Annotated in this window: 20 protein-coding genes and 2 tRNA genes; 13 read left to right on the forward strand and 9 right to left on the reverse strand. The window is 46.1% G+C overall.

Translation table 11 applies throughout. The features are described 5' to 3' along the window. Positions 1-10: 10 nt before the first annotated feature. The 6 genes from radC to KFF44_RS06715 all read left to right on the forward strand — a co-directional run bounded on the left by radC (position 11) and on the right by KFF44_RS06715 (position 4,625). Positions 11-733, forward strand: a complete 723-nt coding sequence (gene radC / locus KFF44_RS06690; RefSeq protein ID WP_255938342.1) for a DNA repair protein RadC — start codon at positions 11-13, stop codon at positions 731-733. A 52-nt stretch (positions 734-785) separates the two neighbouring features. Then, entirely contained in the window at positions 786-1,220 is a 435-nt protein-coding gene (locus KFF44_RS06695; RefSeq protein WP_255938343.1) for an NUDIX domain-containing protein, read from the forward strand. Between the two features lie 35 nt (positions 1,221-1,255). Beyond that, positions 1,256-1,741, forward strand: a complete 486-nt coding sequence (locus KFF44_RS06700; RefSeq protein ID WP_255938344.1) for a CYTH domain-containing protein — start codon at positions 1,256-1,258, stop codon at positions 1,739-1,741. 120 nt (positions 1,742-1,861) lie between these two features. Further along, positions 1,862-3,163: an adenylosuccinate lyase gene (gene purB / locus KFF44_RS06705; protein ID WP_255938346.1), complete on the forward strand. Its 1,302-nt coding sequence runs from the start codon at positions 1,862-1,864 to the stop codon at positions 3,161-3,163. A gap of 141 nt (positions 3,164-3,304) precedes the next feature. Beyond that, complete coding sequence (locus KFF44_RS06710; protein ID WP_255938348.1) at positions 3,305-3,814, forward strand: PAS domain-containing protein; 510 nt, start codon at positions 3,305-3,307, stop codon at positions 3,812-3,814. A 58-nt stretch (positions 3,815-3,872) separates the two neighbouring features. Further along, complete coding sequence (locus KFF44_RS06715) at positions 3,873-4,625, forward strand: molybdopterin-binding protein (protein WP_255938349.1); 753 nt, start codon at positions 3,873-3,875, stop codon at positions 4,623-4,625. A gap of 37 nt (positions 4,626-4,662) precedes the next feature. Here KFF44_RS06715 and purU read toward each other — a convergent pair whose 3' ends face one another. Next, positions 4,663-5,520 carry a formyltetrahydrofolate deformylase gene (purU, locus tag KFF44_RS06720; protein WP_370691146.1) on the reverse strand — a complete coding sequence of 286 codons (858 nt, stop codon included), beginning with the start codon at positions 5,518-5,520 and terminating at the stop codon, positions 4,663-4,665. Between the two features lie 338 nt (positions 5,521-5,858). Between purU and KFF44_RS06725 the strand changes: the two genes are divergently transcribed. After that, complete coding sequence (locus KFF44_RS06725) at positions 5,859-6,962, forward strand: c-type cytochrome (protein ID WP_255938352.1); 1,104 nt, start codon at positions 5,859-5,861, stop codon at positions 6,960-6,962. A 297-nt stretch (positions 6,963-7,259) separates the two neighbouring features. On the opposite strand, the gene KFF44_RS06730 is transcribed toward KFF44_RS06725, so the two are convergent. From KFF44_RS06730 to KFF44_RS06745, 4 genes are all read right to left on the reverse strand, one after another. Next, positions 7,260-7,352, reverse strand: a tRNA-OTHER gene (locus KFF44_RS06730). A gap of 224 nt (positions 7,353-7,576) precedes the next feature. Next, positions 7,577-7,921: a hypothetical protein gene (locus KFF44_RS06735; protein WP_255938354.1), complete on the reverse strand. Its 345-nt coding sequence runs from the start codon at positions 7,919-7,921 to the stop codon at positions 7,577-7,579. Further along, positions 7,911-8,456, reverse strand: coding sequence for an RNA polymerase sigma factor (locus KFF44_RS06740; RefSeq protein WP_255938356.1), 546 nt, complete (start codon positions 8,454-8,456; stop codon positions 7,911-7,913). The genes KFF44_RS06735 and KFF44_RS06740 overlap by 11 nt, the downstream gene beginning before the upstream one ends. Positions 8,457-8,471: 15 nt before the next feature. Continuing rightward, entirely contained in the window at positions 8,472-8,852 is a 381-nt protein-coding gene (locus KFF44_RS06745) for a hypothetical protein (RefSeq protein ID WP_255938358.1), read from the reverse strand. Positions 8,853-9,149: 297 nt separating this feature from the next. Here KFF44_RS06745 and KFF44_RS06750 point away from each other — a divergent pair, with 297 nt between their 5' ends. Both KFF44_RS06750 and KFF44_RS06755 read left to right on the forward strand, forming a co-directional pair. After that, positions 9,150-10,517, forward strand: a complete 1,368-nt coding sequence (locus KFF44_RS06750) for a serine hydrolase (protein ID WP_255938360.1) — start codon at positions 9,150-9,152, stop codon at positions 10,515-10,517. Between the two features lie 507 nt (positions 10,518-11,024). Further along, positions 11,025-12,182, forward strand: coding sequence for a site-specific integrase (locus tag KFF44_RS06755; RefSeq protein ID WP_255938362.1), 1,158 nt, complete (start codon positions 11,025-11,027; stop codon positions 12,180-12,182). Between the two features lie 109 nt (positions 12,183-12,291). On the opposite strand, the gene KFF44_RS06760 is transcribed toward KFF44_RS06755, so the two are convergent. The 4 genes from KFF44_RS06760 to KFF44_RS06775 all read right to left on the reverse strand — a co-directional run bounded on the left by KFF44_RS06760 (position 12,292) and on the right by KFF44_RS06775 (position 16,388). Beyond that, positions 12,292-13,821 (reverse strand): amidohydrolase family protein, encoded by a 1,530-nt coding sequence (locus KFF44_RS06760; RefSeq protein ID WP_255938369.1) that lies wholly within the window; start codon positions 13,819-13,821, stop codon positions 12,292-12,294. 110 nt (positions 13,822-13,931) lie between these two features. Further along, positions 13,932-15,074: an AraC family transcriptional regulator gene (locus KFF44_RS06765; RefSeq protein WP_255938371.1), complete on the reverse strand. Its 1,143-nt coding sequence runs from the start codon at positions 15,072-15,074 to the stop codon at positions 13,932-13,934. Between the two features lie 425 nt (positions 15,075-15,499). After that, positions 15,500-15,586, reverse strand: a tRNA-Leu gene (locus KFF44_RS06770). Positions 15,587-15,755: 169 nt separating this feature from the next. Beyond that, positions 15,756-16,388 (reverse strand): XRE family transcriptional regulator, encoded by a 633-nt coding sequence (locus KFF44_RS06775; RefSeq protein ID WP_255938373.1) that lies wholly within the window; start codon positions 16,386-16,388, stop codon positions 15,756-15,758. Positions 16,389-16,724: 336 nt separating this feature from the next. Here KFF44_RS06775 and KFF44_RS06780 point away from each other — a divergent pair, with 336 nt between their 5' ends. From KFF44_RS06780 to KFF44_RS06795, 4 genes are all read left to right on the forward strand, one after another. Next, positions 16,725-18,839, forward strand: a complete 2,115-nt coding sequence (locus tag KFF44_RS06780) for a flagellar hook-associated protein FlgK (RefSeq protein ID WP_255938375.1) — start codon at positions 16,725-16,727, stop codon at positions 18,837-18,839. Positions 18,840-18,849: 10 nt separating this feature from the next. Then, a complete protein-coding gene (locus tag KFF44_RS06785) occupies positions 18,850-19,776 on the forward strand; it encodes a flagellin (protein ID WP_255938376.1) in 927 nt (308 codons plus the stop codon). A gap of 345 nt (positions 19,777-20,121) precedes the next feature. Beyond that, the gene (locus KFF44_RS06790) at positions 20,122-21,246 is read left to right on the forward strand and encodes a DUF2336 domain-containing protein (RefSeq protein WP_255938377.1); all 1,125 of its coding nucleotides are present in this window, start codon (positions 20,122-20,124) and stop codon (positions 21,244-21,246) included. A 68-nt stretch (positions 21,247-21,314) separates the two neighbouring features. Continuing rightward, positions 21,315-23,021, forward strand: coding sequence for a PAS domain-containing sensor histidine kinase (locus tag KFF44_RS06795; protein ID WP_255938378.1), 1,707 nt, complete (start codon positions 21,315-21,317; stop codon positions 23,019-23,021). Positions 23,022-23,045: the final 24 nt, after the last annotated feature.

Raw genomic sequence — 23,045 nt, forward strand, 5'->3', positions numbered from 1 at the left:
TTCATAACGCATGGCTGATAAATCATCAGATCACGCTGCAGAGCACGGGCCCAAATATACGCCCGAATATGCGAAGGGGCACCGCGCACGCCTGCGTGATCGGTTTTTAAAGGGCGGTGTCGATGGGTTGGCGGATTATGAACTTCTGGAAATGTTGTTGATGGCAGCTATTCCGCGCAAGGACGTAAAACCCCTCGCCAAGGACTTGATCAAGGATTTCGGATCTTATGCGGCGGTTCTTTCAGCACCGCTTGCACGTTTGCAGGAGTATCCGGGCTTGGGCGCGAGCGCGGTTGCCCTTTTGAAAACCGTTGAAGCGTCAGTCCATGAGCTTACGAAAAGCGCGGTTCACAACAAACCTGTCCTATCCAGTTGGGACGCATTGATCACATACCTAAAAAGCACTATGTCACATCTGGAGAATGAGCAGTTTCGGGTGATTTATCTGAACACCGCAGGCGAGATACTCCTTGATGATGTTTTGTCGGATGGTGACGGCCATAAGGTGAGCGTATCACCGCGCCATATTGTTCAAAAGGCGTTGTCGGTTGATGCCCGATCGCTTATTCTGGCGCATAATCATCCGTCTGGCCTCGCAAACCCCAGCAAAGCCGATATTAATTCCACGAATGAGATTATTGAAGCTTGCAAACCGCTGGAAATTATTGTTCATGATCACCTGATTTTGTCAAACAGCGATTATATAAGTTTTAAGGCCCTGGGGCTTCTATAGTTTGGGCTTATATAATTGGGCAGTGGGAAACTGATGGGAAGAGGGGCAGTTCGTGTATTGGGACCAGATTGTATCTGAAAAAAAAGCATTAAAAAAGCTTCCGGTATCGGCGAAGGTTGTTCTTGTTTCCAAAGACCACAAGGCGCTTGTGATGCATAAAGCCAAGGGTGTGTGGGATTTGCCGGGCGGTAAAATCGAAGCCAACGAGAATATCTATAAGGCGCTGAAACGCGAAATTATGGAAGAAACCGGGCTTAAGGTGAAAAAATTCGCTTTCCTGACATCATGGATTAAAACCAACCGTAGCCTTGGTGACAGGCTCGTTGTGGTGTTTGAGGCAGACCTTAAGCAAAAAGCCAAAAACATCGATATCCAGCTATCGGAAGAACATGATTGGGCCAAATTTCTGGACGTGCGCAAGGCGGTTAAGAAAGACCTTGTTCTTGGCTATAAGAATGCGATTACGCTCGCACTTTCAAAACGCTAATTTCGAATAATGCCCAAATCCAATCTAAGAAACCCATGATCGAAATTGAACGTAAGTTTCTGGTTGATACGAGCAAGCTGCCAAAGCTCGAAGGTGGCGTACCAATCGCACAAGGGTATTTGATGCGCGCTGATGATCGCTCGCTTCGTATCCGACGCAAGGGTGATGATTATATCCTGACCTTTAAAGCAGGTAAGGGGCTTAAAAGAACCGAAATTGAACGCCCTCTTACAAAGGATGAAGGCGAGCACCTTTTTCAACATTCACTCTTGGATACACCAATTATAAAAAACCGGTTTTTGTATAACCATGGTGCCCATCAGTGGGAAATCGATGTGTTTGAGGGGGCAAATGAGGGCCTCATTGTTGCTGAGGTCGAATTGGTCGCTGAAGACGAAGCATTTGATTGCCCTGATTGGCTTGGCCGCGAAGTCTCTAGCGATCCTCGATTTTTAAATTCCAATCTCGCCAAACATCCAATCAGCGAATGGATGGATGAATACCGGGTTTTATTACTATGATGTGGTTTTGCACTACTTAATCCTAGCAGATTTATGATGCTCTGACTTGCTTAAAGGCCTGCTTTCTGATAGCAGAGCGGCGAAGCCACACATTCCAATTCCTTTGAAGGAGCCTTGTCGATGATTCCTCGTTATTCCCGCAAAAATATGACTGATATCTGGGAAGCGGAAAACCGTTTTCGTATCTGGTTTGAAATTGAAGCGCACGCCTGTGACGCCAATGCAAAACTCGGCCGAATTCCAGAAGATGCCGCTAAAGCCGTTTGGGAACGCGGCAAGTTCGAAGTGGAGCGGATTGACGAGATCGAACGCGAGGTAAAGCATGACGTTATTGCGTTCCTCACGAACCTTGCGGAACATGTTGGTGATGAAGCGCGCTTTGTGCACCAGGGGATGACATCATCGGACGTGTTGGATACCTGCCTTTCGGTTCAGTTGATGCAGGCGGCTGATATTATCATCGAAGACCTTGAGAAACTTCTTGTGGTTCTTAAGCGCCGCGCGGAAGAGCATAAATATACAGTATGTATTGGCCGCAGCCACGGTATCCACGCGGAACCAGTTACCTTCGGCCTTAAGATGGCGCAGGCCTATGCCGAGTTTGATCGTTGCCTCGCGCGCATGAAAGACGCGCGGAAAGAGGTGGCGACATGCGCGATTTCGGGCGCTGTTGGTACGTTTGCAAACATCGATCCGTTTGTTGAAGAATATGTAGCCGAGCAGATGGGCCTTGAGGTTGAACCAATTTCAACGCAGGTGATCCCACGTGATCGTCACGCGATGTATTTCTCTGTGCTCGGCGTGATTGCGAGCTGTATCGAGCGCTTGGCGGTGGAGGTTCGTCACCTTCAGCGAACTGAAGTTCTGGAAGCGCAGGAATATTTCTCGAAGGGGCAAAAAGGCTCAAGCGCCATGCCGCATAAAAAGAACCCTATCCTCACTGAAAACCTTACAGGGCAAGCGCGCTATATTCGTGCGATGTGTATTCCTGCGATGGAAAATGTGGCCCTATGGCACGAGCGTGATATTTCGCATTCTTCTGTTGAGCGTTATATCGGTCCGGACGCAACAGTCGCGCTTGATTTCTCGCTTGCGCGCCTCACGAACGTGATGGACCAGCTTCTTGTTTATCCAGACAATATGCTTGATAATATGAATAAAATGGGCGGCCTGCCAAACAGCCAGCGCGTGCTTCTTGAGCTGACACAGGCAGGTGTTAGCCGTGAGGATGCATACCGCCTTGTTCAGGCGAATGCTATGAAGGTATGGGATAGCCGCGGTGAGCTTCAGCTTCTTGATCTTTTAAAGGCGGACGAGATTGTAACTGCCAAGGTTTCAGAAGCGGAACTGGATGAGCTCTTTAACATGGATTATCATACCAAACATGTTGATACGATTTTCAGGCGCGTGTTTGGTGAATAACCATCGTCTAAAATATGGAAAGCCCGGCCTGTGCTGGGTTTTTTGTTGTAGGTTGTATCTTGTCTGAATATGCGATTGATGGTGTATGAAATATAGAGTACCGTAGTTTTGTCGTACTAACGAAACCGCGTTTTGAGGCTGATGACTGACAATTACAATCGCAAATCGTCAATCGAACCGACCGGAACTGAAGGTAAAGTTGCAGTTTCGCTAGACGCACCAGAATCCCAAATATGTAAAACTCTTTATGATTGGTGGATTTCTCACAAGCAAGACAGGGACATGCCGTCCCGTGCAGACTTGCACCCAAGGGATCTGATCAGCATTCTACCTTATGTTTATATGGTAGATGTTCTTGACGAAGGGACCGAATATGTTATCCGCCTTCATGGGTCTGCACTGGCCGAAATGATGGGGGTGGATTGCACAGGCATGCGACTTGAACGCAACGAACAAAGCGGTAAATTCGATAATGCGTGGCGCGGCGAGGTGTATGATAAGGTATATTTCAGCGCATCCCCTGTTTTCTATAAATTCCATTTAGGTGACTTTGGAAAAGCCCACGTTATTACGGAAAATATTCTCTTACCCATGCGGGATAAAAGTGGCCAATTTACCATTCTTTTGTGTGCTTCCGCGCCTCAAAGGTAATACTTTTGGAAATGTTACAGCTATTAATAGCTTTATGTTTGGGAAAATCGGATAACCTATGCAAACTAATAACCAACATGTCAAAGCAGCCCTTTTAATCATTGGTGATGAAATCCTGTCCGGGCGTACGCAGGATAAAAACACAAGCTACATAGCGACTTGGTTGAATGAAGCGGGGATTCAATTATCCGAAGTGCGGATTGTACCCGATATTGAGGACGAGATTGTTCACGCCGTTAATCGCCTGCGCGCCAAATATGATTATCTGTTCACAACAGGGGGGATTGGCCCAACCCATGATGACATAACGGCTGAGGCGATGGGGGCTGCGTTTGAATTACCTGTTCACAATCACCCTGAGGCCTATGCGCGCCTTCTTGCCTATTACGGTGAAGAAAACTTTACAGACGCCCGCCAGCGTATGACCCGCGTGCCAGAAGGGGGGGAACTAATCGAAAATCCAGTTTCTATCGCGCCGGGGTTTAAAATTGAAAATGTGTTTGTCATGGCGGGGGTCCCGAAGGTGATGCAGGCCATGCTGGAAAAGCTACGTCATCACTTAAAGGGCGGGCGAAAGGTTCATTCAAAAACGGTTACCATCCATGCACCCGAAAGTGTGATTGCGGACACACTTGGCAACATTGAAGCGTCTGTTGAGGGGATCAGCATTGGCAGTTACCCGTTCTATCATGAAGGCAAGGTAGGGGCTCAGATTGTCACGAGAAGCGTGGATCAAGATGCACTGACGCAGGCTCAAAACTTATTGGTTGCTGCATGTGAAGCGAGCGAATGGGAATACGATACAGAGTAGCTGACTACGATCAGAATTGAAATCCTTATAATCCTATTCACCGCTTGAACACGACGGTCTTGTTGCCGTTTCTAATCACACGATGTTCAAGGTGAAGGGTCACAGCTTCTGCAAGGGTGATCCGCTCCACATCGCGGCCCGTTGCAACCAGATCGTCTGGCGTCATGGCATGGTTCACACGGGCGATATTCTGTTCGATAATCGGGCCTTCATCCAGATCCGGGGTTACATAATGCGCGGTGGCACCAATGATTTTCACCCCCTTTTCAAAGGCCTGATGATAAGGCTTTGCCCCTTTGAAACTTGGTAAGAAAGAATGATGAATGTTGATCACACGCCCATCCATTTTCGCGCATAAGGTATCGCTGAAAATCTGCATGTAACGGGCGAGGATGATCAAATCGATTTCTTCTTCCTGAACCAGATTATAAAGCTTGTCTTCCTGCGTTTTTTTTGTGTCAGGCGTTATTGGCATGTGATGGAACGGAACATCATAGGATGCAGCAAGTTGGTATGCGTCTCTGTGGTTTGAAACCACAGCACGAATATCCATATTTATCGCCCCGCGCGCATTCCTGTAGAGTAGGTCCATCAAGCAGTGGTCGAATTTGGATACCATGATCAAAACCCGCTGCGGTTTATCGGCGTCTGAAATTGACCAATTGTCTGAATATTCCGAAACTGTTGGCGCCAATAGGGCTCTCATCGCATTGCAATCCAGACCGTCTTTGTTGGTAAAGGCTAGCCGCATGAAAAAACAATGGCTGGAGGTATCAGCAAACTGATCACTGGATGTGATGTTGCAGCCGTTTTTTGCGAGCAGGCTTGAAATGTCAGCAACTATGCCTTCGCGGTCTGGGCATGAAAACGTTAGAACAAATGATGATGACATAATAACCTCGATTAACAACGTGCGTATTCTTATGATTTTGCATTCTCCTATCGAAAAAATAGGCGTGCGTAAAATGATTATTTGATTATTATGAAATAACTGTATTTTTTGAAATTATATTACATTTTTGATGGGTGAAAATACGGACATTTATTGAGCCGGAATTGATTGCGTGTTTGATTTTTCCTGAAAGGGCAAGGTACCAGCTCCTATAGGAATACGGAAGAATACTGTCTGTTAGTCACGGGTAATGCACTTAATGTCGCAATCTGCTGTTTTAAAACCATACGCGCCTTATAGTGTGGTTATATAAACTTAAGCATCTTTGATGGGGATTTTCGATGCGATATTTTACTCTTCTTTTGTCTTTTGCCGTGGCAACCGCCATCTTGATTTTTCCTGCCTCTGCCTCGGACGATGTGCGGGATGGCTACACAAGGCAATCAAACCCGCGAACACTGACTGAGGAACAATCGCAAAAAGCCGCGCAAAACTATCAGCGATACTGCGCGCTTTGCCACGGTGAAAATCGGGAAGGACACGCGAATGATCATGCGCCATCGCTTAGGAGTAAAAGCCTGATGGAATCAGGTGTTCCTCATTCAATTCTGCGTCCACTTTCTTATGGCCGCGAAGGAACGGCAATGGGGGGCTACTTGGATGAAGTTGGTGGCCCTTTAACGCTAGATGAAGCCTGGAACCTGACCTACTGGCTATTCTGGCAATCGGGCGCTACGCGCGTGCGCCTAAGCGAAGATCCGGTGGAAGGAGATAGCGCTAAAGGCGCTGAATTATATGCCAATGTATGTGCATCCTGCCACGGCACACAGGGCGAGGGCGTAAGCGCACCAGCGCTTTGGAACCCATCGTTCCTTGCGCACAATAAGGACGAATTTATCCGCTATGCCATTCGCCATGGCCGCGAGGATACCCCGATGGTGGCCTTTGAAAACAGCCTGTCGCCCGATGATATTGATAATATCACGGCGTTTCTGCGCAGTCAGGCCGATGGAACAGCCCTTGGGAAGCCGGTGCTGAGCGCGCTTCCTGCGCCCGAGGATTATATTATCAATCCAACACATGACGACCCCGACTTTACGTTGAAGGATGACCTCTATGTGATGGCGGCTGACCTGAACACCGCCATGCAGGATAGGAAGCGAATGGTGCTCCTCGATACCCGCGTTCCCTCGGTGTGGCAGCGGGCGCACCTTGAGGGCGCAGTACCAGTGCCCTATTATACGGATGTGGATGATTTGATGCGTGATATCCCAAAGGATGTTCAGATTGTTGCCTATTGTTCCTGCCCGCGGGCCGCGGCGGATTATTTGGTCGGGAAACTGCGCGATATGGGGTACACCCGCACCGCCGTGATGTGGGAAGGTATTTTCGGCTGGATGAATATGGGCTTTCCGGTTGTAAGAGGGGAATTGGAAGCGGAGTGAGGAAAGTCGAAAGATTTACCGTCATTTTTAGGGATGTATCAGCCGAGGCTATCCGGCGAACTAAAACATCCCTCCGTGGGATCAAATCGTAACAACCTAAATGCAAAATGCGCTTCAGGAGGCTTCTTGAATAGCGCTCTCCGAGGGATGAACCGCGCATCGTAAAACAAAAGTGCGCCTTTGCGCTTTTTGCTTAACTTTTGTAGGAGTTCAGGAGGGGACACAAATTGGGGTACACAGACGGGAGATATTTTTCCGTTGCGTGGTATAAATTTCTATTAAGTATTTGATTTTAAATGGTGCGCCCGGCCAGACTCGAACTGGCACGACCATACGGTCGGGAGATTTTAAGGATCAGGGGAGCGAGTGGATCGCCTTTCACTTACACGCAAAATTCTGCGAAAAATTATCTGCAGCCGGGCTTTTCTAACCGCTATTTTCACAAATCAGGCAACAGCCTAGTTCCCCATAAACAATGGGAAGCTATCATAAAGATCACTTTTGAGAAAGTGCTCTCTAATATAAAAAGGCGTTCTGTTATCGACCCTTAGCGGACATCAGGCTTATGTGAATTGTGATAGTTCTAGATTTACTTATTGCAGCAATATATCGTCTTAGTCTGCATCATTAAGCAACAGCCATAAATTGATTATAAGACCAAGAGCGGCGGCATACATCAGGTGCTTTAGAGAAGTTTGAGTTGTCGTCATCGTTTCAATCAGATGTTCCCATGGCATAAGCAGGGCCACAACCAGGGCTGCGCCTCCCAGCAGCTGCAACTTCTCCAGTCGGGCCTTCCCAATCTCGTTCAACGCCCTATCCAGTGGAGTGTAGGCAGGCAAATCTACGTTACTATCGCGCACTTCTCTAAGTGTTTGCGTGAGAAGTGCTTGAAAGGCTGCATCGTCAGCATCTGTATCGTCTTCAATCTCATGATCTGGCTTGTGTTCAGTAGGCATCCGACCTTCCTTTCAGGTGTTTTTTTAGTTTAGCCTTACCGCGATTGATATGTGATTTACATGTGCCCAAAGGCATTTCCATTATGCGGGCTGCTTCAGAATGCGAATAGCCCTGAGTAAAACAAAGGTCGATTGCAAATCGTTCCTCATGGGATAAACATTGCATGGCTTTGGCAATATCCAGCGTCAGGTGACTATGCGCTGTAGAACTCATGTTATCCATTACTTCCGTTTCGAACGCGTCACCGGATAGCAGTTCTTTCGTGCCATGTTTACGGCAGTGATTGATAAAACAGCGGTAAGCAATTGTCATGAGCCAGCCACCAAGATGGCCCTTGCCTTCGAATTGGTTCAGCTTCCGGTACGCGGTCATGAATGTTTCTTGAGCGAGATCATCGACTAAAACCATATCGCCCTTAGTAAGGTGGGCAAGTGTGCTCCTTACCTGCTGCTGATATCTTTTGATCAGCAAGTTTATTGCAGCTTCTTCGCCATTCAGATAATGAGCGATCAGATGTTGGTCTGTGAGGGCCATGAATAGGGTGGCGAATTACAGGTTGTCGTCAGACTTGCGGGAAATCCGTTCAACTACTAGCGAGATTAAGTAACCTAGGCCGGTTACAATGGCGAAAAGCCCGCCACCTTCAAGCAATAGGATAAACTCTAGTGTCCCTGGATCAAACATCTGGCTGTACAGGAAGGATGTTGTCCCAAGTATCAACAGAAAAATAGCCTTGCGGTGATCACCTGGGCGCCTTGACATGCCACTGGTGAGGGCTTGAACAACCTCTACGTCAAGTTCATTACCTCGTTCGACGTGCTTTTCAAGTAGGTTAAATAGCGCTTTGTGGCGCATGTATTTAAAAAAGCCATGGGCGATCACAGCAACCGCACTCAAACCAAAAATTAACAAAAGCCCGTTGGCAAGCATTGATCTCTCCTACTTTGTTCGTTCTCGACCGGTCCAGCATATTTTGTGAAGACTGACCGCGCTATCCATTAGACGCGTTCAGCGCCGGAAATGGATGCAGTAATTTTTTGCATCTGTTTGCCCGTTGGCCAGCGTCTATCCTTGTAAAGCTCAAAACAGGAGGATACCATAATGCACGAAAATCATCCGCTTTGTCGGCCCCAAACGAGGGGAAACAAGCCGTTTGTTCATTCGATTACCTTTTTGATATTGAATGTTTTACTGATGTCATTGATTAATCCGGTGGCAGCCTTGGACGTGTCTAACGATCTACATGAGGCAAAAATAAAAAAAACTCAAAATGTAATTGCAGAGTATCTGGATGCAGGCTGGTTTTCTGGCAATGTGGCCGTTTTCAGCCAGGATAAAGTCGTTTTCCGGCACAGCTATGGTTTCTCAGATATCGACCAGGAGAAGGAAAATACCGATGAAACCAGAATTCGAATTGGCTCGATCAACAAACATTACACCGCAGCACTAGTATTGCGCCTTGTGGACCAAGGCCTGATATCTCTGGACGATACCCTGGATAGATTTGCTCTTGGTTTCCCTCATGACATCGGGGCAAAGATTACGGTCCGTCACTTACTGTCCCATCGGTCTGGATTTAAGGATATTTTCACCGAAGAGTATATGAACACCTACCAGTCGCTAAAAACCATATCAGACAAAATGCCCTTGCTGCTAGATGAGCCACTGCTCTTCGAACCAGGAAGTGACCATGCATACAGCAATTATGGCTATATTATTTTAGGTGCGATTGTGGAAAAGGTTTCAGGTCAGGACTTTAGACAGGTATTGCAGGATGAAATCCTAGAAATAATCGGAGCGGAAAATACCTTCTATGTTTTAACCGATGAAGTGCCCGGTAAGGCACGCAGTTATCAATTCACTAGTATGGGCGGGAAGCGTGACATGACCAGCCGGTTGGAAAATGTTACCCCGGATGGCGGCATGTATGCGTCTGCTTCTGACTTGGCCCTGTTCTATTCAAGGCTATTATACAGTAATGATATCCTCAGTGACGGTATGAAAGCCGTAATGGCAAGTGGATACCAGCTTTCTCCTCCGGAATGGGACGAGATAATGCAGAGCGATGGAGCCATGTGGAATTCATATGGCGGGGGTCCTGGTGTAAGCGCAGCGGTAGAGATATCCATCCGTGACAGACTATTCGTGATTGTTCTCGCCAATACAGATGGCTTAGTTGCAGAGAGGATTTCTCAGCGTTTGGTTTCAGTGTTCGCAGGTCATGAGCCTAAGCCTATGGAATTGCCGGTATCAGTCTTTGCGATGCATCATTTGCAAGAACGTGGACTGGATCAGTTCCGTCTAACGATCGGTCAGGCTCTGAGAGACGGCGGCTATGAAGGTTATACCGACCGGCCTTTAAATCGCCTAGGTTTAGACCTGATGAGAGAAGGCAAAAGCGAACATGCCCTTCAAGTGTTATTGGCGAATGTTGATATGTTTCCCAACCTCGCTAATCCCCACGACAGTCTCGCGTACTTGCATGAGCAAATAGGGAATCGAGAAGAGGCTGTGGCTGCATATCGAAGAGCACTCGAGATAGATGCAAGTCTTAGCTCAGCTTTGGAAGGTCTTAAAAGGCTGGAGGATAGTTAGCTGCTATTCTCGTTGCCCAGGTTTAGGCTCACACGCTTGATTGTTTCGCTGTCTACAGCAGTAGCTATCTAAGTACCAAATAAGCTACAGCCAGCCTTGGTGTTACGATAACCACGAAGGCAGCTACGCACGCAAATCTGGATATATCCTTGCCAGGTGCTGGACTATCAGTCTCTGGTGATATCCGGGTAGGATTTGACGGCACGCCTTGGTATACAACATTAGATGGGAGAGGAAATGCCTCTCCCAGCGACATAAGTCCGCTAAGTGCCGAAAGCGGACGTTCTGACAGAATATAAAACTCAGACTTTGGGATTAGATGTTGATCGTTGATTTTAGAGCCCTTTTGTCTATTGCGTAGTCGGGCCGTCAATTAGTTTCCCTAGCGTAATTCTGACTAGGCTTCGTGCAAAAATGTTGACGACCAAGAGATAACTTATCTCTTGAGACCATACCAGAACTGGCAACGTTCTGCAGTCCACAAAGACAACGAACAAAACGCAGGCATTGGCATTTGAGCGCAAATGGCGGCATGAAATACACGCCAAAGAATTCTTGGGCGATTTGGACGATATTAATTTGCATGAAGCTTTTGAACTGTTTCTAAAGACGAGGGATAGTATTGCAAGCCACAAAGGGCTCACTTCTATTGTTAAGGGACTTAAGGTCCACTTTGATACAGCTATGCTTTTGCATCGCTTGACTACGGCTGAAGTCGAACGTTGGGTGCAGATGCGAAAAGATCAGGGCCGTAAATCACAAACAATCCAGCACGGCATTCATGTTATGCGGGGTACTGTTGAGCACGCACGTAAGCTTGGTTACCGTGTGGCAGAGATTGAATGGCCACGAATGAAGAAGGACAAAGGCCGTCTTAAGTATCTGACTGTTGAACAGGAACAGAAACTACTGAAGGAGCTGCAACCTAATCTATCTATTGGGCCAAAGGCACAGCATGATCCATTGAAGTGGTCAGCCGAGAAGAGACGTGCCCGGCTTGACAGCTATCACTTGACGCAGATGCTCTTAGACACTGGGGCCCGGTATAGTGAAATTACTAGTCTATCATGGCGACAAGTGGACCTTGCGGAGCGGACCATTAACCTATGGCGTTCGAAAGTTTCCAATGAATCTGTGCTTTATATGACTGACCGAATTTATACAGTTTTGAAGGAACGTAGTGAAAACAAGGATCATGAAGAATGGGTGTTCGCCAACAAAGTAAGGAACGGCCCACGACCACATTCGACAGCAGCAATCAGGAACGCAATGAAACGAGCAGGGCTGGACGGCTTCAGATTGCATGACGTTCGCCATACTGCTGCGAGTAGGCTGGTACAAAACGGCCTGAGCCTGCAAGAAGTTAGTTCTATCCTTGGCCACAGTGGGCTACAAATGACTGCTCGTTACGCTCATTTGCAGCCCGCTGAAACGTCTAAAAAAAGCGCGAGATGTGTTCAATCGTGTCAATCAGGCAAGCAAACCATCACTGAAGATTGTAGGGGAATAAGTGGTATGAAAGTGCAGCGTTGGCTTGTTACAGTTCATCTGCCAAACGGCACCTACGACCAAATCTTTGTCACAACCAATAATCCAGCCAACGTCCGCCAGCTTGCCGAAGCACAGTCTGGCGGCAAAGTGATTAATTGGCGACAGTTGTGTTAATTCGCGATAACAAATACATACACCACAACCGTAATCTCAACTTCCTTAGCACGCCTTTTTCAAAGGTGTTAACATAGCTTGTTGGCTATGACCTAAGAGTTCATAATGATTAATTCAGATACGCGCTTATATCTACCTTGCGGCTTTTACTATTAGCCTCTTTAACCGCCTTTAGCATTCTATCAAGCTCGGAGCGTATATAGTATTTTCCATTCACCATTACACCGTGAATGGATTGAGTATTCGATATATCTTCAAGAGGGTTGCGTTCTAAAAGAACTAGGTCTGCTCTTGCACCCGGTGCAATCCTGCCAGCATTTATACCCATCCATTTAGCCGTGTCTATTGTCGCTGAGCGAAGAACTTCTGCGGGGCTTAAACCGAAGCCCTGAAGTGCCATGAGCTCTTGGTGGAGGGCGAAGCCAGCTATCATGCCGCAAGCGCCCAAAGAGTCTGTTCCCGCAGTAATCGTCACTTTTTCCTTAACAAGAGCCTGCGTAATAATTTTGTTCGCTTCATTATATGTTTGGTAATAGATCGACGCCGCTTTTTTCGAGGTCTCATCTGGATAAGTAAAATCGTATGAGTTGCCCCCCGGAAGGCACCCTTTAGATACGAAGGAGCCTTCGACCCAACCTGGGTTTTGATATTCATATGGTAGAGTTTTTAAAAAATCAGGGAGATCAAAATCCTGAGATGGTAGCGTTAGATGTAGCCAAACTGTGGAAGCCACCTTAATGTCACGTTTTTTGAAATCCTTAGCTATTTTACCAGCAGCTTCCTTCACGTAACTAAGAAACGCTTGACTGTTTTTTTCATCAATCCTGCCAAACTCATTCAATGATATTAGTGTGATCGAGTCTAAGTGACTTATTTGAGATTGCTCAGCTTTGTAAATATCGTCGAAAGATAACCCAATTGGTACATGGCCTATCACTGGTAGATTTAATTTTTTCGCCTCATCATTCACTATGTAATAGATTTCTGGCGACATATCCGAGCTCAATTTAATGGCTTGATAACCTTCAGCATGAAAATTTTGCACGGCTGCTCTTGCTTTTGCTTCAGTGGGGTAGCTTTTGTGACGCTCCTCAAAGATATGACGCATTTGCGCGTTCATGCCTCTTTGGGTAGACAATTTGGGGGATGCGACGAATATATCGGGTCCTAAACCACCGTTTTTAATATTTTCCTTCCAGCGAAAATGATGGCTCATACCAGTCATCTCACCAACATGAGTGATGCCATTCGCGATATATAACAGTAAATCATTCTTACTTTTCTTTAAGTGGACGTGAGAGTCAATTAAGCCCGGTATCAAGTATTTGTTCTGCCCATCAATTACTGTGAAGTTATCCTCTGTCTCGATTTGATCTGATACTGAGATAATTCTTCCATCCTCGATTAAAATGGTTCTATTCGTAAGCATGGTCTCGGCATCTTGCCCCAGTATATTTACATTCGTTATGGCTATTTTACCTGTGATCGCTTTGAATTGATTGGTATCAACAAGCTCGGTGTTGCCCCCGAGTGTCTGATCAATATTCCATCGGAAAAACAGATAAACAGAGCCTATAACCGCTATCAATAAAATGAATACGATCTTTGCTAGTTTTGAAATAAAAGATTGAGGTTTCATATTCGCTCTCGCATAAAATAGTTCATTCGAGCGCAAATACGCAAACTACCATTTCTGAGGCCTCTCATTTCATATTTTGAGGCGAAAAAAATGAGAGTTTGATGATTATTTTACACGATGTTCGTCCTATTGATGAATTCTTTAGGTGTTAGGCCTTCACTTTTTTTGAATGCCCGATAAAAACTAGCTTGAGAATTAAAGCCAGAATCCAATGCGATATTTAATATAGACACGCCTTCTTTTTTACTCGCACTTAGTTTGATTTTTACCTGTTCAATACGGTACTGATTCAATAGATCGCGAAATGACATGTTAAATTTCTGATTAACAACAAAAGACAGGCTCTCAGAGGATACATTCATGTTGCTTGCTAATTGCTTTAACGTTAGTTCGCCATCAAGGAATATTTTCTCTTCCTCCAATTTTGAACGTAAAGACAGTGCTATTTCTTGTATCTGATTATTACTTAATTTATTGGCGAGTGTCTTAAGATCATTTTTAGCTGTATGGACACGCAAGCTATCATTTTTATAGCCCATGAACCCGATATAATAGGTAACAAATGCTAATAGCAGATTGAAGAACCGCCACCTGTAATCGGATTGGTCCATTGCGAGCGACATGGCGGTCAGGGTTTGGTTTATGGCCAGAACGCCGACGATGCAAAAGCTCCAAACCATCAGGGTTCTGAGCCATTTGTATATCACGAGCGATTTATAATCATTAAATTGCGTTAGCCATTTCAGGTAAGTTTTTATCCGTTTCAGGCCAGATGCCATATAGAAAATTGATATGATAACAACGAGATAGTCTTCGATCTGGTTGGATAGGTCAAAATATAACTGATTGCTGATTTGTAATTTTGCCTGCGCCGTATCTTCTCCCAATACTGCAAAATATACAGCCGTATCATAGAGACCATAAACTAGTGCGGGAACAAGATGAAAAAAATCGATCCTTGTAAAAGCATAATTATCTTGAGTGAGCGACTTAACATATAAATAAATCAGGGGTGGTAAAAGTACCTCTGAACCAGCGGGAAAGTACCTCATGACTGGCACATTCCATAGGCCTGTTGTATGCAGAAGTACTTTGAAATTTGCTAGACAAAAGGCCAGAATAACTATGCCGAGAATGCGTTTACTATATTCCTGCTCTTTAGTCGCTAGAAGCAGGAACGCGGTGATTATACCTTGAACTAGGCCGATAATAATTAAGATATCAAAAAGCGAAAAAGTTACAGATTCATTCACTGGTATATATGCTCGAATTAAATCTAATGAAGACGACGGAAAACTTTGTAATCAAAATCATAGCGCTTTGATTTACCGCCCGCAAGCTGTTCACATGGCAAAAAGTTACTGAGTTGTTTGCTGACTAAGGCCTCTTATCACTATAGATTTTTCAGGGGCTGTAACACTATTATGTGTGATCAGCACGGCATAAAGGCTCGTTAACTTATAAGAAAATAGAAAATTTGTTCATTTTCCCAAAATTGGTACGGACCTGTTTCCGTGCTCCACTTGGTCCACTTTCGCATGGTTCTGCGCCTTCGCAGGGCATTGCGAGCCATGTCCCAGAGATTTGCTGTCATTTTTAGGAAAGTGTCGGTGACGACTATCTAAAAGTATCCGTCATCCAGATACTCAAAAACCCGCGAAGATCGCGGATTTGTTGTTGGTGCGCCCGGCCAGACTCGAACTGGCACGACCATACGGTCGGGAGATTTTAAGTCTCCTGCGTCTACCAATTCCGCCACGGGCGCATCTTCATGTGGGGTAGACTTCACTGTGTCTTGGCCGCAATTTATACAAAGCCAATCGCAAGTCAATATATGACTGCAATATAAATGAAAAATTATTTGATTTGTTTGCGGATGGGCATGATTAGGCCGATGCACGCTCCTCAGTTTTGCGGCCTCACAAGCGCACCCTCTATTTTTCCTGCCCACCCGTCAGGACTTTAACATTCAAAATTTCATTTCGGGTAATTCTGATTTCTTTCTCAGGGTTAAATTGCCAAAGGACCAGTTCATCATCCTGCCATTTGATGAATTGTTTGATAAAGCCTTTGTGCCCCGTAAGCTCGACAAGTACAAAGTGGCCGCGCCGCGGTATTTGATTTGGGTGCACATAAACCAAATCCCCAGCCAGATAGCGCGGTGCCATACTGTCACCTGTCACGAAAACGGCGAATGCATCCTCAACGCCTTCCAGACTTGTTGGGCGAAAGGTCCAATCGATCGCGGTATCATTCATAATGATATTGCCGTCTTTCCCGCCCTGAGCGCACCCAAGGACAGGAAGGTCACGCCGCGAGCAACGTGCGGATGAATTTGACCTTAGTCTTTGTACCCGTTGGCGAACAGGAAGTGCCGTTTTAGGGGCGGAAGTATTCTTCGTGCCGCTAAGAGTATGGAAGCGATGCAATTTTTCAGGAATGGCGCGCGCGCCGTTTTCAATTTGCAGAATTGTTTTTTCGCTCATTCCCATACTGAGGCCGAGTTGCTTTTGCGTCAGGCCAAGCTTTTGCCGGTAGGCGATGAGGGACTTTTGAGCGTTAATCATAATACACGTTCTCCTTTTGTTCTTATTATACAAAGATGCATTACTGAGGCCAGAAAAAATTGAAATCTGACAGTAAAAAAATCCGGCAATCCATTTTCAATATGGCGCCGCTGTTCTTGGCACATAGTTTGCTTTTATATGGCTGAATATAAGAATTTTGGTGGATGATGGTATGTCCGTCTTAGAAGGTAAATGTAAGTAACGTGTTGATTGAAATGCATAAAATACGACTGGTTTGCGTTGGTGCCTTGGCATCAGGCAACCATTACTTTTTACCGACTGGGCAGTATCTGCCACAGCAACCTAATCGTTTGAAGGCCATAGAGGAGAGCATGTATGACACTGAATAATATCCTCAGCACGTCGCTTACCGGGCTTTTTACAAACCAGACCAATATTCGGGCAACGGCGAACAATGTTGCGAACGTAAACACACCGGGTTTTTCGCGGATTCAGGTTAATCAGGAAGCACTGGTTTTACAGGGGGAATCTGTTGGTGTTGGGGTTGCGAGTATTACCCGCGTTGTTGACCGGTTCCTTGAGGAAGCGAGCAGAACTGCTATTTCAAACACGGATCAATTTGCGGTTCAGCGTGAATTTCATGACCGTTTTCAGGGTGTCTTGGGTGATCCATCGTCGGATAGTTCGCTCGCGGCACGGCTGGATCAGGTTTTTCAAACAACATCTGATTTGGCGTTAAACCCTGCTGATGTGTTAAGGCGCCAGCAAACCGTTTCCGAACTCGAAAATTTCCTGAGCCTTGTTGGTGGCCTTCAGGGGCAGATACAGGATTTGCGCGCCGATGTTAGCCGTCAGATTGGTGAGGTTGTAACTGCCGTTAACGAAAACCTGCAGCGGATTAATGAACTAAATCCGTTATTGGTTCGTCAAACCGCGCTTGGTTTGGAAACGGGTGGTGTCGAAGGGCAATTGCAACAAGCCCTTGACGAGCTCGCTGAATATATCGATTTTAATATTGTTCCGCAGGATAATGGCGCCGTTTTCCTGAATACGACGGCAGGGCAACCCTTGTTGGATACTTCGCTCACGCAGCTTGAGTATTCGCCGCCCGGTATTGTCACATCTGAAACCTTTTTCCCGCCGATCAATCTATTCCGTGTGAACAGTGATACGCTGGAGCCGATTTCATCCTCTACTGATATCACGGGTACAATTCGTTCTGGCCGCTTACGGGGGTTGGTTGACCTGAGGGATACGCAATTTGTCGACCTTTCGGAATCTATTGGTGAACTTGGCGCCCGTGTTGCTGATGAATTTAATGCAGTACAGAACCGATTTTCGTCCGTTCCAGCCCCCAATACCCTTGAAGGGCGCCCAACAATTGTTGACGGTGCACAAGCGACCAACTTTACAGGCATTGTTACCTTCGCTGTAGTTGATGCAAACAGTAATTTGGTAGCGCGGACCACGGTTGATTTTGACGCGGCACCACCTGCAGACTTTAATGCCCTCATTGCGCAAGTGAATGCAGGCCTTGGCGGCGCTGGAACGTTATCATTAAATAATGGTGTCGTGTCCTTATCCGCAACAGCGCCAGGAAACGGCGTTGTGGTTTCCGATGACGAAACAAACCCAAGCTTGCGGGCAGGGCGCGGGTTCAGTCATTTCTTTGGCCTGAATGACCTTATACAGTCTGATGACCCAGGAATTTACGAAACGGGTTTAACCGGCACTGAAAATCATAATATTGGTGCAGGGCAGTCCCTAACGTTTCGGGTACGGGACGAAGCCGGCCGCGAGCTTGCAACCGTGAATGTGGGGGCGCTTGGCACCACATATAATGATGCGATCACCGCCCTGAATAATGTGACGGGGCTTGGGGCTTTTGTGAATTTCTCCCTCAACAGTGAGGGGGCGCTTGAGTTTACTGTCAATCCACCACGCAGTGATGTTGATTTGGAATTAGTGACGGATAGCACGCAGATCGGGACAACGGGCCTGAGTTTCGGGCGTGTTTTTGGCCTTGCCGAAGGTCAGCGGGCAAGGGCGGCGCAGAATATTACGGTTGTTGAGCGTATTCGGGAAAACCCAAACACGCTCGGTTTAAGTGTTTTATCACCGACGGCTGCTGTTGGGGAATTGGCGCTCAATAACGGCGACCAGCGTGGTGCGCTTGCGTTCCAGCAATTGGAGACATTGCAGGTTGGCTTCGCACAGGCAGGTGAATTGAACGCAGGTAACGTATCACTTAGCCAATTTACAGCACAGTTTTTGGGTAATGCTGGCTTGCAAGCGCTTAGGGCAACCAATTTGGAAGAAGATAATCAGGCGTTGCTCGGTGAATTGCAGGAACGCTTGTCCGACGTCACTGGTGTGAATTTGGACGAAGAATTAGCAAATTTGGTTGTCTTCCAGAATGCATACAGTGCAGCGGCAAGGGTGCTGTCGAGCGTTCAGGAACTTTACGATTCATTATTGAACGCGGTATAGGGAGGGAATTATGGTTTCACGAGTATCCAGTTTCGGTCAGCAACAACTTCTTATTCGCGGGATTCAGGAAAATCAGGCACGCGTTTTCGAAAACCAAAGGCAGATTTCAACAGGTAGAATTACTGATGAATTTAGGGGGCTTGGTGGCAGTACGGGGACCATTCTTGGATCGCGGTCTTTCCTTTCGCGCGTGGAATCGTATCAGCAATCAATTACTACAATCCGTGGCCGTATTGACAGTAACGACGTACAAATTGGCGGCATTATCGGTGCGGTGGAATCATTGCAGGATAATGTGCTGGCAGCTGTTGCAAATAATAATGCTCAGGGTTTTAGCGAACAGCTCGAGCAAACGTTTCAGTTTTTAACCAATTCCCTTAATTCAAATATTGATGGAACATTCCAATTCTCTGGTGCCAGTACAGGAACGGTGCCGGTTAATGTTACAGACTTGGCAAGCCTTGCGGCGCTGCCGAGTGTGAGCGATGCGTTTGATAATGCCGATATCGCGTTTGAAGCAAGAATTGCGGACGGAGTGGACATTGACTTCGGTCTGTTGGCCGACGAAGTTGCTACAGAGACATTCCAGGTTCTGGTTGACCTTTATAATTTCGATAATGGCCCGTCTGGACCGCTTGAAGGGGAATTAGATGCTACACAGTTTGCGTTTTTGCAAACACAAGTAGGGGCTTTGAACGACGCCCTTGATGGTCTGCGACAAACCGAGGTGGATAATGGACTGTCTTTCAACAGGCTGAATGTTATCGAGCAACAACATGCCGATACGGTCATTTTCCTGCAAACATTCATCTCTGAACAGGAAGATGTTGACCTGGCAGAGGCTGTGACAGAACTGAATAACAATCAGGTGGCGCTGGAGGCCTCCTTTCAGGCTGTGGCGAGCCTGAGTAGACTGTCCCTGTTAAACTTCCTTTAGTTGCACCTTTTCAATTTCTCTCATGTAACTGTATTTCTTTACCGATGAATCTTGAATTCATTAACGAATTGTTAGTGAATTTAGTGAAAGTTTTATTCAAATTGTTATCGGCGGTGGAAATGCAAACAATTTTTATAAAATTCGAATCACAAGATATAGACTCTAAGAATCAAAATGATTCGATATATAGTATGTGATAAAGAATTTTTTAACTAATTTGTGTAGAAACCCATCTAAGCTATTGATTCTTATTCATGAATCTATATTCTAGTAAAAATTAAGCTAGATTTTGCATTAGGTGAAGAAGGTGCACCTGATACGACAGAATGTCAGAGGGGCGTGAAATTGGTCAGTAATGAGCTTCAGAATCTGCTGTTGCTTGCTCGAAGTAAATCTTCGGACGCTCGATCACGTCTACTCGAAAACATCTCTGATCTTTTCCTATCTGATGCCGGACGTTTGAGCGAGCACGAACGTGCGCTTATGTCTGATATTTTAAGTAAGCTGATTTCACAGGTTGAAAAAGATATCCGGAAAGAGCTTGCAAATATACTTCAGCAGACGGGCGGTGATTTCCCTGATGTTGTGAAGCTTCTTGCAAATGACGATGTTGATATTGCTCGCCCGCTTCTTGAGAAAAGTAATCTGCTCAAGGATCCTGACCTGATTGAAATTATCCGAATGCGGACCGATGAGCACCGGATGTCGGTTGCTATGCGTGATGAACTATCCGAGCAGGTAACTGATGCGCTGATTGAATATGGCAATGATGATGTGCTGGAAACATTGCTAAATAACCATGACACCACTTTGTCCAAGCGCACAATGGAATATATGGTGGCGGAATCCCGCAGGGTAGACCGTTTTCAGGAACCCTTGTTGATGCGTGCCGATTTACCAGGTGATCTGGCTTACAAAATGTATTGGTGGGTTTCTGCGGCGCTTAGAAAGCGGATTGTAACAGAGTTTGAAGTGGAGCCTGTTCAGTTTGAACGTATGGTACGCCGTGCTGCGAACTCAGTCATCACTGAACAGACCAATGAACAAAGCTCTTATGTGCGTGCTCAGAAACTTGTGCGTCGCATGTATGAAAACGGTGAGCTATCGATACAGTTTTTGATCTCTACATTAAGGCAACAGCGTGTCGCTGTGTTCGTTGCCGGAACAGCCGAATTGGCAGGAATTAGCTTTCGAACTGCGTGGCGTATATTTAGTGATAACGGCGGCGAAAGTTTTGCGGTTCTCGCTAAGGCGATTGGTATGGATCGAAGTCAGTTCACCAGTATTTTCCTACTATTGGGACAGGTGCGCGGTGCAAAAGATACGAAATCACCGGGTTTTATCAAAAGTATTCTGGAACTTTTTGATGCGATAACTGAGCAAAATGCAAGGGGCGCTGTGCAGATTTGGCAGCGTGAGGGCGCGTATCAGGAAGCAATTGAGGAGCTCGATAATGCTGTTGGGCAATGATAGGCATTTTTTAGGTCGTGGGGGCGACATCGACCAGCTGCAAGCTATCTGCGGGGAGGGTATCAATCATGAAATTGGGTAGTGCATCTCAAAAAGGCAAAGTGGTTAAACTCGCTGGGCGCAGGCCAGAGAATAGTGAAGACGCATCTTTTGGTGCCACTATATCTAAGAATTGGGAAACTAAGGAGCCAGCTAATAGTAAGGTTCTTGATATCGTTGACCGAATTATTATCGACGAATCTTTGCCTTCCTATGTGGCCTCGCTTGATGGTTCGATTATCAATTTTAATGATCACTATAGAAAACTTGATAAAGTGTTTGATGATGTTTCCTTGGCGCCAGGGCCATCAGACGCCTTTGGTGGTATCAAGATACCTTCATTAACGCCGGTTATTGACGATGTATTGGCTAGCGGGACAACGGTTAGAGCCGAAGAAATCGCTATTATAAATGGGCGTGAACGGATTTTCCTCGGGCGTCACATGCCAGTGAGAAATGCGTCCGGTGATATTGTTGCTATTGCGGGTACCTATGAAGATGTAACGGTTCAAGTTAACGGCATCGAAGAAGCGAACAAGACACAAGCGAGATTTCAGGATTTTGCCCGTGCAAGCTCTGACTGGTTTTATGAATGCGGTCCTGATCTGACGATCCGGTCCTTGTCTGATCGTTTTACTGCGATTGTTGGGCAGCCTGCATCCTTGTTCATTGGGTCAAAATTTGAACAATTTGGCCGTATGGAAAAGAACCTTGCTGGTCGCAGTGACGGGCCAGAGGCGATAAAAAGCAGAAAGCCATTTCGGGACCAGCTTTTCATTGTTAATGATCCAAGCGGAACAGAACTAAAGTTCCACTTGTCCGCCGTTCCTGTGTTTGATCGTACTACGGGAGAATTTACCGGATATCGCGGTGTTGGTATGGATGTTTCCAAGCGGTATGTGCAGGCCGCTGAAGCCGATGCAATCCGTGAAAACCTTGAAACGCTGCTCGCAGAACTTACACGCAAAAACCACGCACTTGATGAAGCGACAGAGCAAGCTACATCTGCGCTTCGTGCAAAGAACGAGTTCCTTGCAGCGATGAGTCATGAACTTAGAACACCACTTAATGCTATTATCGGATTTGCAGAAGCCTTTAAATATGAAACGTTCGGTGAATTAACTCCAGCATATCTTGATTATGCAGGCGATATTCATCGCTCTGGTATTCATTTGCTTGGGTTGATTAATGATATTCTGGATGTTGCGGTTATTGAAAGCGGTGGGCTATCGCTTCAGCTTGAGGCGATGCCTGTTGATGAGCTTGTGAACAAAGCAGTTCAAATGAACAAGGAAGCAGCCATTAAAAAGAATGTGAATATTGATAAGGCGGAAACTGAGGACACAACGGAAATCACGGTTGATGATCGCCGTGCCACGCAGATACTCGTAAATCTTTTGTCCAATGCTGTTAAGTTTACTCCGGCTGAAGGGGAAATTGGCATTGATGTGAATAAAGCAAAAGATAAGAACTTTATCGATATAACGGTATGGGACACAGGTATCGGTATTGCTGAAGAACACCATGAATTTGTATTTGATCGTTTTCATCAGGTAACAGACCATATTTATTCGCGTGAGCAAGAAGGAACGGGGCTGGGGCTGCATATCTCCCGCGAACTGGCTCGTCGAATGGGTGGTGATATCACGCTTACTAGTGAAGAAGGGAAGGGTAGCCGCTTTACCGTTACCTTACCTATCGCAGAAGAGCCCAAGCCAAATTTGGATGTAATTTAAGACATAGCTAACTGCAAAAGCAGT

It is taken from the genome of Kordiimonas sp. SCSIO 12610 (assembly GCF_024398015.1).
In the GTDB taxonomy this organism is placed as follows: domain Bacteria; phylum Pseudomonadota; class Alphaproteobacteria; order Sphingomonadales; family Kordiimonadaceae; genus CANLMI01.